The organism is Streptomyces sp. NPDC018947 (assembly GCF_044390505.1).
Taxonomy (GTDB): domain Bacteria; phylum Actinomycetota; class Actinomycetes; order Streptomycetales; family Streptomycetaceae; genus Streptomyces.
Window position 1 is genome coordinate 68,309 of record NZ_JBIRZD010000012.1, and the last position, 15,019, is coordinate 83,327.

Annotated in this window: 14 protein-coding genes; 11 read left to right on the plus strand and 3 right to left on the minus strand. The window is 73.0% G+C overall.

All coding sequences use genetic code 11. The features are described 5' to 3' along the window. Positions 1–116 precede the first annotated feature (116 nt). Positions 117–2,237: a PQQ-dependent sugar dehydrogenase gene (locus ACH499_RS22620; protein ID WP_399017883.1), complete on the plus strand. Its 2,121-nt coding sequence runs from the start codon at positions 117–119 to the stop codon at positions 2,235–2,237. A 147-nt stretch (positions 2,238–2,384) separates the two neighbouring features. Further along, positions 2,385–2,954, plus strand: coding sequence for an SMI1/KNR4 family protein (locus tag ACH499_RS22625; protein WP_399017885.1), 570 nt, complete (start codon positions 2,385–2,387; stop codon positions 2,952–2,954). A 71-nt stretch (positions 2,955–3,025) separates the two neighbouring features. Here ACH499_RS22625 and ACH499_RS22630 read toward each other — a convergent pair whose 3' ends face one another. After that, positions 3,026–4,513, minus strand: coding sequence for an MFS transporter (locus ACH499_RS22630; protein WP_399018144.1), 1,488 nt, complete (start codon positions 4,511–4,513; stop codon positions 3,026–3,028). A gap of 222 nt (positions 4,514–4,735) precedes the next feature. Here ACH499_RS22630 and ACH499_RS22635 point away from each other — a divergent pair, with 222 nt between their 5' ends. Both ACH499_RS22635 and ACH499_RS22640 read left to right on the plus strand, forming a co-directional pair. Continuing rightward, positions 4,736–5,359, plus strand: a complete 624-nt coding sequence (locus tag ACH499_RS22635; protein ID WP_399017887.1) for a TetR/AcrR family transcriptional regulator — start codon at positions 4,736–4,738, stop codon at positions 5,357–5,359. Between the two features lie 200 nt (positions 5,360–5,559). Next, a complete protein-coding gene (locus ACH499_RS22640; protein ID WP_356200586.1) occupies positions 5,560–6,696 on the plus strand; it encodes a hypothetical protein in 1,137 nt (378 codons plus the stop codon). Positions 6,697–6,803: 107 nt separating this feature from the next. On the opposite strand, the gene ACH499_RS22645 is transcribed toward ACH499_RS22640, so the two are convergent. Beyond that, on the minus strand, positions 6,804–7,673 hold the full coding sequence (locus ACH499_RS22645; protein WP_399017889.1) for a LysR family transcriptional regulator: 870 nt from the start codon (positions 7,671–7,673) through the stop codon (positions 6,804–6,806). Between the two features lie 70 nt (positions 7,674–7,743). Between ACH499_RS22645 and ACH499_RS22650 the strand changes: the two genes are divergently transcribed. Both ACH499_RS22650 and ACH499_RS22655 read left to right on the plus strand, forming a co-directional pair. Then, positions 7,744–8,688, plus strand: coding sequence for an EamA family transporter (locus ACH499_RS22650; protein WP_399017891.1), 945 nt, complete (start codon positions 7,744–7,746; stop codon positions 8,686–8,688). Between the two features lie 141 nt (positions 8,689–8,829). Further along, the gene (locus tag ACH499_RS22655) at positions 8,830–10,272 is read left to right on the plus strand and encodes an aminopeptidase P family protein (RefSeq protein ID WP_399017893.1); all 1,443 of its coding nucleotides are present in this window, start codon (positions 8,830–8,832) and stop codon (positions 10,270–10,272) included. Between the two features lie 179 nt (positions 10,273–10,451). Here ACH499_RS22655 and ACH499_RS22660 read toward each other — a convergent pair whose 3' ends face one another. Further along, positions 10,452–11,195 carry a helix-turn-helix transcriptional regulator gene (locus tag ACH499_RS22660; protein WP_399017895.1) on the minus strand — a complete coding sequence of 248 codons (744 nt, stop codon included), beginning with the start codon at positions 11,193–11,195 and terminating at the stop codon, positions 10,452–10,454. A 120-nt stretch (positions 11,196–11,315) separates the two neighbouring features. On the opposite strand from ACH499_RS22660, the gene ACH499_RS22665 reads away from it, so the two are divergent. The 5 genes from ACH499_RS22665 to ACH499_RS22685 all read left to right on the plus strand — a co-directional run bounded on the left by ACH499_RS22665 (position 11,316) and on the right by ACH499_RS22685 (position 15,019). After that, positions 11,316–11,882 (plus strand): DUF2231 domain-containing protein, encoded by a 567-nt coding sequence (locus ACH499_RS22665; RefSeq protein WP_399017897.1) that lies wholly within the window; start codon positions 11,316–11,318, stop codon positions 11,880–11,882. Positions 11,883–11,931: 49 nt separating this feature from the next. Next, on the plus strand, positions 11,932–12,387 hold the full coding sequence (locus ACH499_RS22670; RefSeq protein WP_356200574.1) for a hypothetical protein: 456 nt from the start codon (positions 11,932–11,934) through the stop codon (positions 12,385–12,387). A gap of 1 nt (position 12,388) precedes the next feature. Continuing rightward, the gene (folE, locus tag ACH499_RS22675) at positions 12,389–13,042 is read left to right on the plus strand and encodes a GTP cyclohydrolase I FolE (protein WP_356200572.1); all 654 of its coding nucleotides are present in this window, start codon (positions 12,389–12,391) and stop codon (positions 13,040–13,042) included. A 133-nt stretch (positions 13,043–13,175) separates the two neighbouring features. After that, the gene (locus ACH499_RS22680; protein ID WP_356200570.1) at positions 13,176–14,384 is read left to right on the plus strand and encodes an MFS transporter; all 1,209 of its coding nucleotides are present in this window, start codon (positions 13,176–13,178) and stop codon (positions 14,382–14,384) included. A gap of 53 nt (positions 14,385–14,437) precedes the next feature. Further along, the gene (locus tag ACH499_RS22685) at positions 14,438–15,019 is read left to right on the plus strand and encodes a sugar O-acetyltransferase (protein ID WP_399017900.1); all 582 of its coding nucleotides are present in this window, start codon (positions 14,438–14,440) and stop codon (positions 15,017–15,019) included.

A 15,019-nucleotide genomic window follows, 5' to 3' on the forward strand; every position in this document is an offset into this window, starting at 1 on the left:
ACGCTCTAGCGTCCGACTGACTCACTTCGCACGGACTTTCACCTGCTTTCACTCTGCGGCGGCCAGTCGGGGGCCTCACTCTCATACAGCCGCTGACCAGACCAGAGGAGTTCTGAGTGCGCAACAGACGGATCGTCACCCTCGTGGGGGCGGCGGCGCTGGCCGGAGCCGTCGGCATCCTGCCTCTGTCCCCGGCCCAGGCCGCCAAGTCGGACCCCGCACCGCCGGCCCCGGCGGACTTCCAGAAGGTCACCCTCAACGACCGTCCGGGCGAGCCCATGGCCCTCGCGGTCCTGCCCGACCGGCGCGTGCTGCACACGGCGCGCACGGGAGAGGTCCGGATCCACGACCCCGAGAGCGGTGTGAACTTCCTCGCCGCCGACATGAAGAAGAGCCCCGCCGGGCTCTACCAGCACGACGAGGAAGGCGTGCAGGGCATCGCCGTCGACCCCGGCTTCGCCAGGAACCACTGGGTCTACCTCTACTACTCCCCCCGCCTGAACACCCCCATGGACAACCCGGACACCCCGGGTGTCAACGAAGGGGACGCACCGGAGTACGGCACGGCCGAGGACTTCGCCAAGTACAAGGGCGTCACACGGCTTTCGCGGTTCAAGCTGGAGGGCAACAAGCTCGACTTCGCTTCCGAGCAGAAGATCCTCGACGTGCCGGCCGACCGAGGGATCTGCTGCCACGTCGGCGGCAAGATCGACTTCGACCACAAGGGCAACCTGTTCCTGTCGACCGGTGACGACTCCAACCCGTTCGCCTCCGACGGTTACGCCCCGCTCGACGACCGCCCCGGCCGCAACCCGGTCTACGACGCGCGGCGCACGTCGGGCAACACCAACGACCTGCGCGGCAAGGTCCTGCGCATCAAGGTCAAGCGCGACGGCGGCTACGTGGTCCCGGACGGCAACCTCTTCGCCAAGGGCACTCCGAAGACCCGGCCCGAGATCTACGCCATGGGCCTGCGCAACCCGTTCCGCTTCGGGGTGGACGACAAGACCGGCGAGGTCTACGTCGGCGACTACTCGCCCGACGCCAACAAGGCCAACCCCGGCCGCGGCCCGGCCGGCCACGGCCGCTGGATGGTCATCGACCGCCCCGCCAACTACGGCTGGCCGTTCTGCGTGACCCAGGACATGCCGTACCAGGACTACGACTTCGGCACCAAGGAGTCGAGCGGCGCGTTCGACTGCGGCAACCCGGTCAACGACTCGCGACACAACACCGGTCTGGGCACGCTGCCTCCGGTCACGGACGCGGAGATCGTCTACGGCTACGGGGCCTCCGCGGAGTTCCCCGAGCTCGGCACGGGCGGCATAGGCCCCATGGGCGGCCCGGCGTACCGCTACGACAAGCGGAACACCGCCGAGAACCGCTGGCCCGCGTACTTCGACGGCAAGCCGCTCTTCTACGAGTGGACCCGCGACCAGATGAAGGCCATCACCCTCGGCAAGAAGAACGAGGTGCAAAAGATCGAGGACGCCATTCCCTCGATCACGACGGACGGTCCGATCGACGCCGAGTTCGGCCCGGACGGCGCGCTCTACGTCCTCGAGTACGGCACCGGGTACTTCGCGGAGCTGCCCGAGGCCCAGCTCTCGCGCATCGACTTCACGCGGGGCAACCGCACTCCGGAGCCCAAGGCCGCCGCGGACGTGGTCAACGGGACCAACCCGCTGACGGTGCAGTTCTCCAGCGCCGGCACGAAGGACGCCGACGGTGACGCCCTCAGCTACGCCTGGGACTTCGACGCGGACGGCACCGTGGACTCCAGGGAGGCGAACCCGAAGCACACGTTCACGGAGAACGCCGTCTTCGACGCCACGCTGAAGGTCACCGACAGCACCGGGCGTTCGGCCTCCGCGTCGGTCCCCGTCGTGGTCGGCAACAAGGCGCCGGTCGTCTCGCTCACGACCGACCCGGCCCCGCACGGCGGCACGCCGTTCCACTGGGGTGACACGGTCACCTGGAAGGTCACCGTCACCGACGACCAGCCGGTGGACTGCGCGAAGGTCAGCGTCTCCTTCATCCTGGGCCACGACTCGCACGGTCACCCGCTCTCCTCGAGCACCGGGTGCTCCGGGTCGTTCAAGACGTTCGTGGACGGCGGTCACGCCGGTGCGGACAACCTGAAGGCCGTCTTCAACGCCACCTACCGGGACACTCCCCCGGACGGCCTGCCGTCCCTGTCGGGCAGCGCCGAGGTCGCACTGACGCCGGCCGACTGACCGACGAAACGGAGGAGACGGGGCGTCACCCACGGGGGGCGCCCCGTCACCGTCTCCGGCAACGCCCGACCGGGCGCGCCCTCGCCCCGCTCGGGCCGGCCCGGGGCGGCTCCGAGACGTCGTTGCGGGCCTGGCAGTCTGCTACCCATGACGAACACCCCCATCGAGGCACAGACGCCGAGGCGCCGCATCACGGATCCGGCAGAGGCCCTTGCGGCGCTCGAGCGCGCCGTCCCGAACCTGGTCGGCATCCGCCGATCGGTGCCGGCTGCACTCGACTGGGATCTGGTCGAGGAGAGCCTGGGCACCACGCTGCCGTCCGACTACAAGCACCTCGCCGAGTGGTACCCGACGTTCGCCATCGGCGACTGCATCCTCGTCGGCCTGCCCGAGCCGGGCGAGGAACACCTCGTGCACCAGGGCGTTCAGGACATGCTGGACGTCCTTGTCGATGCTTGGCTGGAACCCGGCCTCGGCCTGTCGGCCTATCCCGCACCGGGCGGCCTTCTGCCGTGGTCGGAGTCGGACGAGGGTGACAAGTTCATGTGGAGCACCACCGGGGACAGCCCGCAGGAGTGGATCGTCACCGTGGCGGGCCGCGGCGGAGCCTGGTGGCACTACGAGGGCGGAGCCGTGCAGTTCCTCGCGGACCTCTGCGCCCAGAGCGTGGAACCCTGGGGCCTGCGCCTGTTCGAACCCGAGGTGACGCCCTGCTGATCCGGCCAACCGCGGGCGTGGACCGTGACACGCGGGGCCGTCGCCCCGCGTGTCACGGCGCTGTGCGCGAGTCAGGCGGCCGGGGCGGGCTGTTTCGCGCGCAGGAAGGCGGCCGCCAGGGCGACGCCGAGGAGGACCAGGGCGGCGTTGACGGCGATGGCGACGGTGACGCCGTGGTGGATGGCGGAGGCCGTGGCGGACCCTGCCGTGGTGGCCGTGACGACCGTGGACATGATCGGCGTGCCGAGGGTGATGCCGACCTGCTGGGACATCGAGGCGAGGCCGGTGGCCAGGCCCTGCTCCTCGTTCGGCAGGCCACTGGTGGCCGTGACCATGAAGCCGACGATGACCAGCATGTTGCCGACCCCGCCGAAGAAGGTCGCGGGCAGCAGCAGCGCCAACGACGCCCCGGTGGACGTACCGAGGAACAGCAGGGCGGCGGTGAAGACGGTCTGGACGATGCCGCCGGCCACCAGTGCGGTGCGCGTGGACGTCTTCGCGATGACCCGGGGCGCGAGCAGTCCGCCGACGACCGTACCGATGCCGAGGACGCCGAACGAGATGCCGGCGGTCAGCGGTGAGAAGCCGAGGGTCTTCTGCAGGTACAGGGTGAGCAGGTACACCAGCGACGTCTCGGTGACGAAGGCGAGCAGGCCGAGGGCGTTGCCCCAGGCGACGTTGCGGCGGCCCAGCGTCTTCAGCGGGACGAGCGGCTGGGCGACCTTGCGCTCGATCAGGAAGAACGCGGCGAGCAGAACGGCGCCGGCGACGAGGCCGACGACCGCGTGGGCGTCGCCCCAGCCGTGCTCACCGGCCTGGATGAGGCCGTAGACCAGGCTGAGCAGCCCGAGGGTGACGGTGAGCGCGCCGGGCAGGTCGAGCCTCGGACGGGCGGCGGGCCTGGACTCCTTGATGACGGCGGGCGCGACGAGCACCACGGCGAGCGCGACGGGGACGTTGACGAAGAAGGCCCAGCGCCAGGAGAGCAGGTCGGTGAGGACCCCGCCGAGGACGGCGCCGGCGGTGAACCCGGCGGACATCAGGGCGCCGTTGATGCCGAGCGCCTTCTGCCGCAGGGGCCCCTCGGGGAAGGAGGTGGTGAGGAGGGAGAGCCCGGCCGGGGTGGCCGCGGCCGTGGCAAGGCCCTGGGCGACCCGGGCGATCAGCAGCATCTCGGGCGTGGTGGCGAGCCCGCCGGCCAAGGAGGAGAGCCCGAGCAGCGCCAGGCTGCCGATGAAGATCTTCTTACGGCCGACCAGATCGCCGATGCGGCCGAAGAGGAGGGTGAAACCGGCAGCCGACAGGGCGAACGTGGTCGCGATCCACTGGAGGTCGGACAGCGGGAAGCCGAGGCCGTCGCCGATCGCGGGGAGCGCGACGTTCAGGATCGAGAAGTCGACGGCCAGCATGAACTGGGCGACGAGGAGCACGGCCAGGACCAGCTTCAACCGGCCGGTCAGGGGCTGCGGCCGGGACGCAGGGCCGCTCGCCGGGCCGGCGCCCCCGGCACGGGTCGTACGCGGGTCGCCGGGGCCCTCCGACGCCTCAGTTTTTATCATGGACATGACATGTACTCCTTTCGCTCCCACCGTTCGCCGACACGGCGGGACGCGGGAGGACAGGGCCGAGCGGGCCCCGAAGAGCTCGCTTAACGGGTTCACAGTTCCGTTACGGCTCAGAAGGTAGCACCGAAGCCCGACAATGGGAACTCTGGTCCCGTTAAGATGGCTGTGGCACCGTGACACTCCATCGGCCGTCAGAAGCCTCCAGAAGGAGCCCCCATGTCCGCTGCGCCCGCCCCCTCGGGCACCGTCCGCCCCGGCGGCCGTACCGCCCGCGTCCGCGAAGCCGTCCTCAGGGCGGCCGGCGACGCACTGGCGGAGAACGGCTTCGCCGCCCTCGACCTCGCCGAGATCGCCCGCCGTGCCGACGTCGGCAAGACGACCGTCTACCGACGCTGGGGCACACCCGCCGCGCTGGCCGCCGACCTCCTCACCGACATGGCCGAGACCTCGCTCCCCCGCGCCGACACCGGCACCCTCGAAGGCGACCTGACCGCCAACGCCCGCCTCGTCGTCAAGACCCTCACCGACCCCCGCCAGGGCCGCCTCTTCAAGGCCTTCATCGCCGCCTCCCTCTGCGACGAGCAGGCCGCCGAAGCGCTCCACCGCTTCTACGACACCCGCATCACCGAATGGGCGGGCTGCGTCACCGACGCCGTCGAACGCGGCGACGTCCCCGTCGGCACCGACCCCCACACCGTCATCGCCGCCGTCTCCGCCCCCCTCTACTACGCCCTCCTCAACACCGGCCGCCCCCTCACCCCCGCCGACGCCGACCGTGCCGCGCACGCCGCCGCGGCGGCGGCCCGCGCCGGCGCGTACACGTCTTCGCCGCCCGGCTGACGGCACCGGGGCGGCATCTCCCCCGACCCCGGGCTCACGGCCCGGTCGACGTCCACGGGCGCGATCACCAGGTCCGCGGCGCCGTGGCGAGCGGAGGCCGTACAACCTTCCGGCCCTGTCGCGGGTCTGGAGACGGCGAACGGCCCTACGCCCCCGTTCGCCGTCTCCGTCACCGCCGGACCGACCGGGAGATCCGCTCCGTGAGCCGTACCGCCACCGAAGCCCTGCGCGCCGCCGCGTTCGGCTTCGCCGCCGTCGCCGTCGTCCTCTGCCTGGTGTACGACCGGGCCGACGGGCCCCGTTGGGACGTCCTGGCCGCGCTCGCCGCCGGTGCGGTGTGCGCGGGAGCGTGGGCCCTCACGACCCGCGGGGAGCCCGCGCCCGCCCCCGGCCCGCCGCAGTGGAAGGGCCTGCCGTCCGTGCTGCCCCGCAACCCGGTGGACTGGTACACGGTCGCGGGCATGCTGCTCGCGGCGTTCGCGCCGTTCGCGGCCTACCGCTTCGCCGCGAGCGGCGAAGTGCACGACGGCCTCCTGGTCCTCGGGGCCTTCCCGCTGGTCGTCTGGGTCCTGTTCTTCGTCCCGGTGCTCGGGAAGCTGCTCGCCCGCCCCCTGCCCGAACGGCACCGGCTCCTCGCCCAGGACGCCGAGGCCGGCCGGGTCTTCGCCGTCCGCTTCAGGTCGGCCGGCGCCGAATGGGCGCGCATCGTGGAGGAGGACAACCCCAAGCTCATCAACCCGACGCCGGAGATCGCCCGGATGCTCAAGGTCCGCGACGAGCACGGCAAGTGGTACGGCGTCCAGGGGCTGTTCCCGGGGTTCTTCGGCCAGAGCACCGTCGGTGAGGTGTCGCTCTTCGGCGCCAAGTTCAAGGGCGAGCACATCTGGATCATGTGGCCGGAACGCTGGCAGTCGGTTCTCGCGGTCGCACGCCGGCAGGGCCCTCCGGCGTATCCCGTGGCCCTCGTCTCCGAGACCGGCGAGATGCTCTGGGGCCAGGCGGCGATCGACTTCACCGACCGTTACCTCACCGACCCGGCGAACCTGCGCCCCACCGTCCCGGGCCTGGCCGCGCGCACGCTGCGCCCCCGTCCCGTCTTCCGCACGGCCGTCCACGGCCGCATGTACCTGCGCCTCGCCGTGGCGATGGCGGCCCTCGCCCCGCTCCTGCTGGACATGGTCTCCGGCGCGGCGAGCGCCTGGCTCGGCCTGCTCGCCGCCGCGGCCCTGATCGACGCGCCCTTCGCCGCCTCCCGCGCCAACGCCCGCATCCCGGACCGGACCCGCTGGGCGGTGCCGCCGGTCGACGACCAGCGTTCCAGGGGCCGAGCGGCGTAGTGAGAGACCGGGTCCGACGGCCGCCGCGGCCCCCGCTCGTCGCGACGGCTCGGCCCGAACGACCCTTCCGGGACGGTGATGCCCCGGTCAAGCGCGCCGGGGGCCGCTCACCCTTCCCGCCGGGCCTCACGGGTGATCTCGCCGGCGAGTGCGGCGAGGTCGGGGATGGCGGGGTGATCGGGAGGATCGTTCCAGGCGAGCAGGACGGGCACGTCGGCCGCGTCGGTGAGGGGGCGGTAGGTGATGCCGGGGTAGGGGTGGATGCCGGCGGTGGCGGTGGTGGTCACTCCCACGGCGCGTCCGGCGGCGATCGTGGCGAGCCAGTCGTCGGTGTTGGCCACGGTCAGGCTCTCGACGGGTCGGATCGCGGCGGGCCACAGGGCCAGGGTGGTGGTGCCCGAGACGGTGTTGACGGCGATGACCCGGTCGCTGAGGTCGGCCAGCGTCAGGTGCGTGTGCCGTGCCAGAGGGCCGGCGGCGGGTACGGCGGCCACGCGGGGCTCGGTCAGCAGGACGATGCTCCGCAGTCCGGGGGCGGTGACCCTGCCGCGCAGCACGGCGGCGTCGACCTTGCCGTGGGTGAGGCCGGCGGTGCGGTCGTCGACGCGCAGCAGTTGCAGCGGGGTGTCCGGGTGGGCGTCGTTCCAGCGGCGCAGGAGGAGGGCGGTGTGGTCGCCGAGGGCGGACCACGCGTGCCCGAGGCGCAGCGGTCTGGCCCTCATGCGGTGGGGGTCGAACGCGGCGTCGGCGGCCGCGACGGCGGCCTCGGCCCGGGGCCGGAAGGCCAGTCCGGCGTCGGTGAGGTGCAGGTGATGGGTGGAGCGGTCCACCAGCCGGACGCCCAGGTGCTGTTCGAGCCGGCGCAGCGTCCTGGAGACGGCCGGCTGGCTGGTGTGCAGGCGGCCGGCGGCACGCGTGATGCCGCCCTCCTCCGCGATGGCGAGGAAGGTCCGCAGATGCCGCAGCTCCATGGTCATGACTGTGAAGCATAACCGCACGCGAATCGGCATTTCACAGGCGCGGGGACGGGCTCGTAGCGTCGTCGTCATGTCCGATGTGCGCCTCTCCGATCCCCCGGCTCCCGCCGTGCCGCGCCCCTCGGCCGCCCCCTCGCCCGGTCGCGGGCAGGTGGGCGCGGTCGCCCTGGTGGTGGGCGGGATCTTCAGCCAGCAGTTCGGTTCCGCGGTGGCGAACCTGCTGTTCGACCGGGTGGGCGCCTCGGGAGTGGTGACGCTCAGGCTCACCGTCTCGGCCGTGGTGCTGCTGGCCCTGTGCCGGCCGGGGCTGCGCGGACACCGGCGGGGGGACTGGGCCGTCGTCGTCGCCTTCGGCGTGGCCCTGGGCGGTATGAACATGCTGTTCTACCAGGCGATCGCCCGGATCCCGCTGGGCACGGCGGTCACCCTGGAAGTGCTCGGCCCGCTGGTCCTCTCGGTCGTCGCCGCGCGTCGCGCGAGCAGTTGGCTGTGGGCCGCGCTGGCCCTGGCGGGCGTCGTCCTGCTGGGCCGGGGCGACGCCGGTGGCGGCGACCTCGCCGGCGCGGCCTTCGCTCTCGGCGCGGGGGCGATGTGGGCGGCGTACATCCTGCTCGCCTCCCGGGCCGGAAGCCGGTTCCCGAAGGCCGACGGTCTGGCCCTCGCGATGGCGGTGGGAGCCCTGCTCAGCCTGCCCGCGGGGACGGCCGGAGCCGGGAGCGCCCTGCTGCACCCGGTCGCTCTGGCGCTGGGAGCCGCCGTCGCCCTGCTGTCGTCGGTCCTGCCCTACACCCTGGAGCTGATGTCGCTCAGGCGGCTGCCCGCCGGTACGTTCGCCGTGCTGATGAGCCTGGCCCCCGCTGTGGCCGCGCTGGCCGGCCGCCTCGTCCTGGGGCAGGACCTCGGCGCGACGGAGATGCTGGCCATCCTCCTGGTGGTGGCCGCCAGCGCGGGAGCCGTGCGCGCCTCGGTGCGCTCACCGCTTCCCGGGCCGTCCGCCGGCCGAACCGAAGCGTGAGCGGTTGCGGCCGCCACCACGAAGCCGCCCGGCGTGCCGTCGAGAACGACGGCGCGGTCGGCCCCCCGCCGGGCACCGGCCCGGCCACCCGCCCCCCAGCACAGCGCGCGGCACGCGCGCGGACCGAGGAAGGACGATCTCATGACCGACACCGAGCAGACCCTCCGGACGCCGACGCCCGGCGACTCGGCGGAGAAGCCCGCCGCACCCACCGGGCCCGCTTCCGGCCTGGTGGCCGAGGAGCCGGACCCGCGGATGCCGCGACTGGCGGCCATGCCCGCGTTCGTCGCGTACATGGGGCAGGGCTGGGGCACCCCGGACCGCACCGCGCAGGTGGTGCCGGGCGCCGCGAAGGCCGCGGCGGAGCACCGGGCCCGGCTCGCGGCCGAGCTGCCCGGACGGACCATCGCGGTGGCCTCCGGACGGGCGAGCGTGCGCAGCAACGACACCTTCCACGACTTCCGTCCGGACAGCGACTTCTACTGGCTGACCGGATGCCCGGTGGAGAACGCCGTCCTCGTCATGGACACCCGCGCCGCCGGAGACCCGCGCAGCGTGCTCTACCTCCCCAGGCCCGCACAGCCCGGCGACCCCGGCTTCTTCGCCGACGCGCAGTACGGCGAACTCTGGGTCGGCGCCGCCCCCGGTCCGCGGGACTGGGCGCGCGCCCTCGGCCACGGCCTGGAGGTCCGCCCGCTGGAAGACCTCGACCCCGCCCTTGCCGAGGGCAACCGGGACGCCCAGGTGGCCCGGACGCTGGCCGAGCTGCGGATGATCAAGGACGACTGGGAGATCGCCCAGCTCAGGACCGCGGTGGACTGCACGGTGGAGGGCTTCGCCGCCGTGGTCCGCGAGTTCCCGGCCGCCGTCGCCGGGGGTGGCGAGCGCTGGCTCCAGGGAACCTTCGACCGCTACGCCCGTACGTACGGCAACGGCCCCGGATACGCGAGCATCGTCGGCAGCGGACGGCACGCCGCGACCCTGCACTGGGTGCGCTGCGACGGCCCGGTGGGCGAGGGGGAAGCGGTGCTGCTCGACATGGGCGTCGAGACCCACAGCTACTACACCGCCGACGTCACCCGCACCTTCCCGGCCACCGGCCGGTTCAGCCCCGCCCAGCGCCAGGTGCACGACCTGGTGGAGAAGGCGCACCGGGCGGGCCTGGCGGCGGTGCGCCCGGGCCGGGACTTCGCCGACTTCCACACCGCGGCCATGGACGTGATCGCGCACGGCCTGCACGACTGGGGCCTGCTGCCGGTCTCCGTCGACGAGGCGCTCTCCCCCGAGGGGCAGCACCACCGGCGCTGGCTGGTCTGCGGGGTCGGCCACCACCTCGGCCTGGACGTCCACGACTGCGCCCGCTCCAGCTACGAGGCCTACCAGGGTGCCCCCCTGGCACCCGGCATGGTGCTCACCGTGGAGCCGGGCCTCTACTTCCACGCCCACGACCTCACCGTTCCCCCGGAGCTGCGTGGCATCGGCGTCCGCATCGAGGACGACGTCCTGGTCACCCCCGAGGGCTCCGACGTCCTCTCCGACGCCCTGCCGCTGGACGCCACGGGCCTGGAGAACTGGATGCGCTGACGCCCCGCCGAGGGGGCCGTGCTCCCCCTCGGGAGGATCACCGAGCCCGGTCGGCGACCGACCCGACCTGCCCCGCCTCCGCCCGGGAAGGCGGGGCAGGTCGGCGAGGGCGGCCACGTCCCGGTGGTGGCGCAACACCGGCGTGCGGGTCCCGCCCCGGGCGGCCGGCGGGCAGGACGTCAGCTGTCCTGGTCCGCCGGGCCGTCGGCGCTCGCGCGGAGCCGTACGCAGCACTCCCCGGGCTCGGGCGCGAGGTCGGCCTGGACACCGTTGACCTCGAGGCCGCCGAGATAGCCGCTGAGGAAGGCGTGGTTCATCCCGCACACCAGGTCGGGGGCTTTGGCGGCCAGCGGGTGGAAGGGGCAGTTGCGAAGCCGCAGCCGGGTGGAGGTCTCCCGGACGGGCTCGTATCCGTACCGGTCCAGCAGGTAGGCGCAGGCGGTCAGTCCCCGCTCGGGGCCCAGGCGGCCGGGACGGGTCTCCTGCCGTGCGGCCTCGCCGAGCTGCCGGCCACGCCGCTCAGCGGTCCGCACGGCCGCCTGGGCGGCGTTCTCGTCGGCACCCTCGCCCAGGACGGCGTCCAGGAGCAGATCCGCCAGGAGTTCGTGGCGCCGGTCGGGGATGCTCACGCTGATCTGGGCGTCGGTGGGCTCGTACACCTTGGGCTGCCTGCCGACCTTGCGGACGGCGCCGGGCGTTCCATAGCCCGCGCGCAGCAGGCCGGCGTCGACGAGCTTGTCGAGGTGGAAGGCGGCGAGCTTGCGGGAGATGCCGACGCTCGCGGCGGCCTCGTCGCGGGTGACGGCGCGGCGGGCCCGGCGGATGAAGGTGAACATGCGCCGGCGCGAGTCCTCGCTCAGGACGCTGAGGGAGTCGATGGCGCTGTCGGCCGCGTCGGGCCGCTCGCTCGGATCGGGAGCCACATGTCCACAGTAACTCCCATCCGCATGGGCACAAGCGTTCTTCTCCCGCGCTGGACCTGGTCTCTTGACGCCCTTCCGCAATAAGACCAAACTTTGTTGGTGAAACCCTGGGAGGTTGCGATGACCAGTGACCCGCGACTTCAGGCGAAGCGCCCGGTCAGCGCCTCGCTGGCCGGCCCGTACGGCCACCCGTTCCACCCGATCCTGGTGACCGTGCCCATCGGCGCCTGGGTGATCAGCCTGGTGTTCGACATCGCGTCGCACGTCGTGCACGAGCCGGGCTTCCTGACCCAGGCCTCCGAGTGGCTGATCGCGGTCGGCGTGCTCGGTGCCCTGCTGGCGGCCACGGTCGGATTCCTCGACCTGTTCGCCATTCCGGCCGGCACCCCGGCCTTCCGCACCGCTCTGGTGCACATGACGCTGAACCTGCTGGTGACCGCCGCGTACGTCGCCAACTTCCTGTGGCGCCACGGCGACTACACGAGCGGCGACAGCGTCGGCGCCGGGCAGCTCGCACTGTCCGCGCTCAGCGTGGCGGTCCTGGGCGTCTCGGGGTTCCTGGGCGGCAAGCTCGCCTACCGCTACGGCGTGCGCGTCGCCGACGAGAACACCCAGGCCGAGGGATACACGCCCGCCCACCGGAGCGGCGCCCGCCCGGCCGGCCGAGCGAACCCTCGCACACCATGACGGCCGGTGCCTCCGGCTGCCTCCACCTCCATCCGCTCGGGAGTTCCCCATGGACATCGCCGCACTGATCACCTGGGTGATCACCGCTCTCGGCGGTTTCTTCCTGCTCGGCACCTGGATCCGGCACGGCGGAGTCCGCGGGCAGCAGACCGGCACCAGCCGCCTGCCCGCCCCGGTCGTCTTCGGCCACTTCGCCCTGGCCGCGATCGGCCTGGTCGTCTGGATCGTCTACGTCGTCGCGGACCGGCGCGCCCTGGCCTGGACGGCGTTCGGCCTGCTGCTGCCGGTCGCGCTGCTGGGCTTCGCGATGCTGGCCCGCTGGATCCCCGTCCAACGCGACCGCTCCACGCCCGTGGCGGCAGGCGCCGCAGCGGGCCCGGGGACCGCGGGAACCGTCCCCGCCGAACGGCACTTCCCGGTGCCGGTCGTGGTGGCCCACGGTCTGCTGGCCGTCGCCACCCTCGTCCTCGTCCTGCTCACCGCTCTGGGTATCGGGGGAAGCTGACATGACCGAGCGCCGGCACCACGGCACCGCCCGTCTGGCCCCCCTCACCGAGGAGGAGGGCGCACCGAGGCCGCCCGCCCTGCGGGTCGTCCACGAGGCCGAGGGGGTCGACCTCGCCGCCGCGGAGGCCGCGGCCGGTCAGTTCCTCGCCGCGCTGGGCATCTCCACCGCCTCGGAGAGCCTGCGCGGCACACCGGGGCGGATGGCCCGCGCCTACGCGGAACTGTTCACGCCCCGCCCCTTCGACCTGACGACCTTCCCCAACGACGAGGGGTACGACGAACTCGTCCTGGCGCGCCGCATACCGGTGCGCAGCGTCTGCGAGCACCATCTGCTGCCGTTCGTCGGCACCGCCCACGTCGGCTACCTGCCCGGCACACGGATCCTCGGCCTGTCCAAACTGGCGCGCGTCGTCGAGCACTTCGCCTGCCGCCCCCAGGTCCAGGAACGCCTGACCAAGCAGGTCGCCGACTGGCTCCAGGCCCACCTGGAACCCAAGGGCGTCGGCGTGGTGATCGAGGCGGAACACTCCTGCATGACCCTGCGGGGCGTCCAGGCGACCGGATCCAGCACCATGACCTCCACGCTCCTCGGACTGCTGCGCTCCGACGCCCGCTCCCGCGGCGAGTTCCTCGCCCTGACCGGCGCGGGCTGACCGAGCGGTACGGCTCCGCTCCCCCGGGGCCCGGCTCTGCCCGCCGGGCCCCTCCCGAACCCGGACCGGGCGCCCCACGGCCACGGCGTATCAGAGTGTACGTTCGTACATTGTTGCCGCTAGGCTCCCGCGCATGACTGTTGACGTCCTCCCACGGCCCGCCACGGCCGAGCGACAGGCCCGCGCGGCCGTGGCCGTGCTGTTCTTCACCAACGGCGCCCTCTTCGCCAACCTGCTCCCCCGCTACCCGCAGATCAAGGCGGACCTCGGCATCGGCAACGCGGTCTACGGGCTGGCCGTCGCGGCCTTCCCCACGGGCGCCATCGCCGCCGGTCTGGCGGCCGGAGTGCTCGTCCGCCGGCTGGGCTCGGCCCGCGTCGCGGTGGCCGGCACCCTGCTGACCGGCGCGGGAACCCTCGCCGCGGGCCTCGCGGAGTCGGTGGCGGTGTTCGCGGCGGCGCTGTTCCTGGCCGGTGCCATGGACGCGGTCACCGATGTCGCCCAGAACGCCCACGGCCTGCGGGTGCAGCGCCGCTACGGACGTTCCATCATCAACTCCCTGCACGCCGTCTGGTCCGTGGGCGCCGTCACCGGGGGTTGCATGGCCGCCGCCGCGATCGCGCTGGACCTGTCCCGCGGGCAGCACCTGCTGATCTCGGCCGTGCTGTTCGGCGCCGCCGCCTGTGTCGCCCTGCGGTACTGCCTGCCCGGGCCCGACACCGAGCCCACCGGATCCCCGGACGGACAGGACGACAGCCCGCGGCAGCCGCAGCCCTCACCCGCCGGCCGGCGCACCGGGTACGTACTGGCGGCCCTCGTCCTCATCGCCACCGCCGGCACCCTCGTCGAGGACGCGGGCAACTCCTGGGCCACCCTCTACCTCTCCGATTCCCTGCACGCCTCGGCCACCCTGGCGGCCGGCGGCTACATCGCCCTGGTCGGCGCCCAGTTCATCGGCCGCGTCATCGGCGACCGGCTCGTCGACCGCTTCGGCCAGCGCACCGTGGCCCGCACCGGCGGGCTGATCGCCGCGGCCGGCATGGCCCTGGCGCTGACCGTGCCCACGGTGCCGGGCACGGTCCTCGGTTTCGCCGCGGCCGGGTTCGGCGTGGCCACCCTGGTGCCCGCCGCGATGCACGAGGCCGACGAACTGCCCGGCCTCAAGCCCGGGTCCGGGCTCACGATCGTGTCCTGGCTCATGCGCCTGGGCTTCCTGATCTCCCCGCCCGTCGTCGGACTCGTCGCCGACACGACCAGCCTGCGCGTGGGCCTGCTGGTGGTGCCTCTCGCCGGAGTGCTCGTCGTCCTGCTGGCAGGGGTGCTCCACAACCGCCGCCGGTAGCCCTTGCGCATCCTTTCGGGTTCACACACGGCCCGGAATGTACGATCGTACGCATGCCGACCGACTACTTCGCGGACGACCCCCGAACGAACCTCGAGCGCATGCGGGCGGGCGACCTCTACATCGCCGACGACCCGGAGATCGCCCGCCGCCAGCAGCAGGCCGTGCGGTCGGCGGCCCGCTACCAGGCCGCCTACGCGCAGGACGCCGACGCCGCCCGGCCGATCCTCGCCGAACTGCTCGGCGCGCTCGGCGAGGACGCGCACGTACGGCCGCCCCTGTACGTGGACTACGGCAGCAACATCACCATCGGCGCACGCACCTTCGTCAACTACAACCTCACCGCACTGGACGTCGCGGCCATCACCATCGGCGAGGACTGCCAGATCGGCCCCGGCGTGCAGCTGCTCACGCCCACCCATCCCCTGGAGCCGGGGCCCCGCCGCGACAAGCTGGAGGCCGCCGAGCCGATCACCATCGGCGACAACGTCTGGCTCGGCGGTGGCGTGATCGTGTGCCCCGGGGTGACCATCGGCGACAACTCGGTCATCGGCGCGGGAGCCGTCGTCACCAAGGACGTCCCCGCGAACGTCGTCGCCGTCGGCAACCCCGCCCGCCCCGTGCGGAGTCTGTGA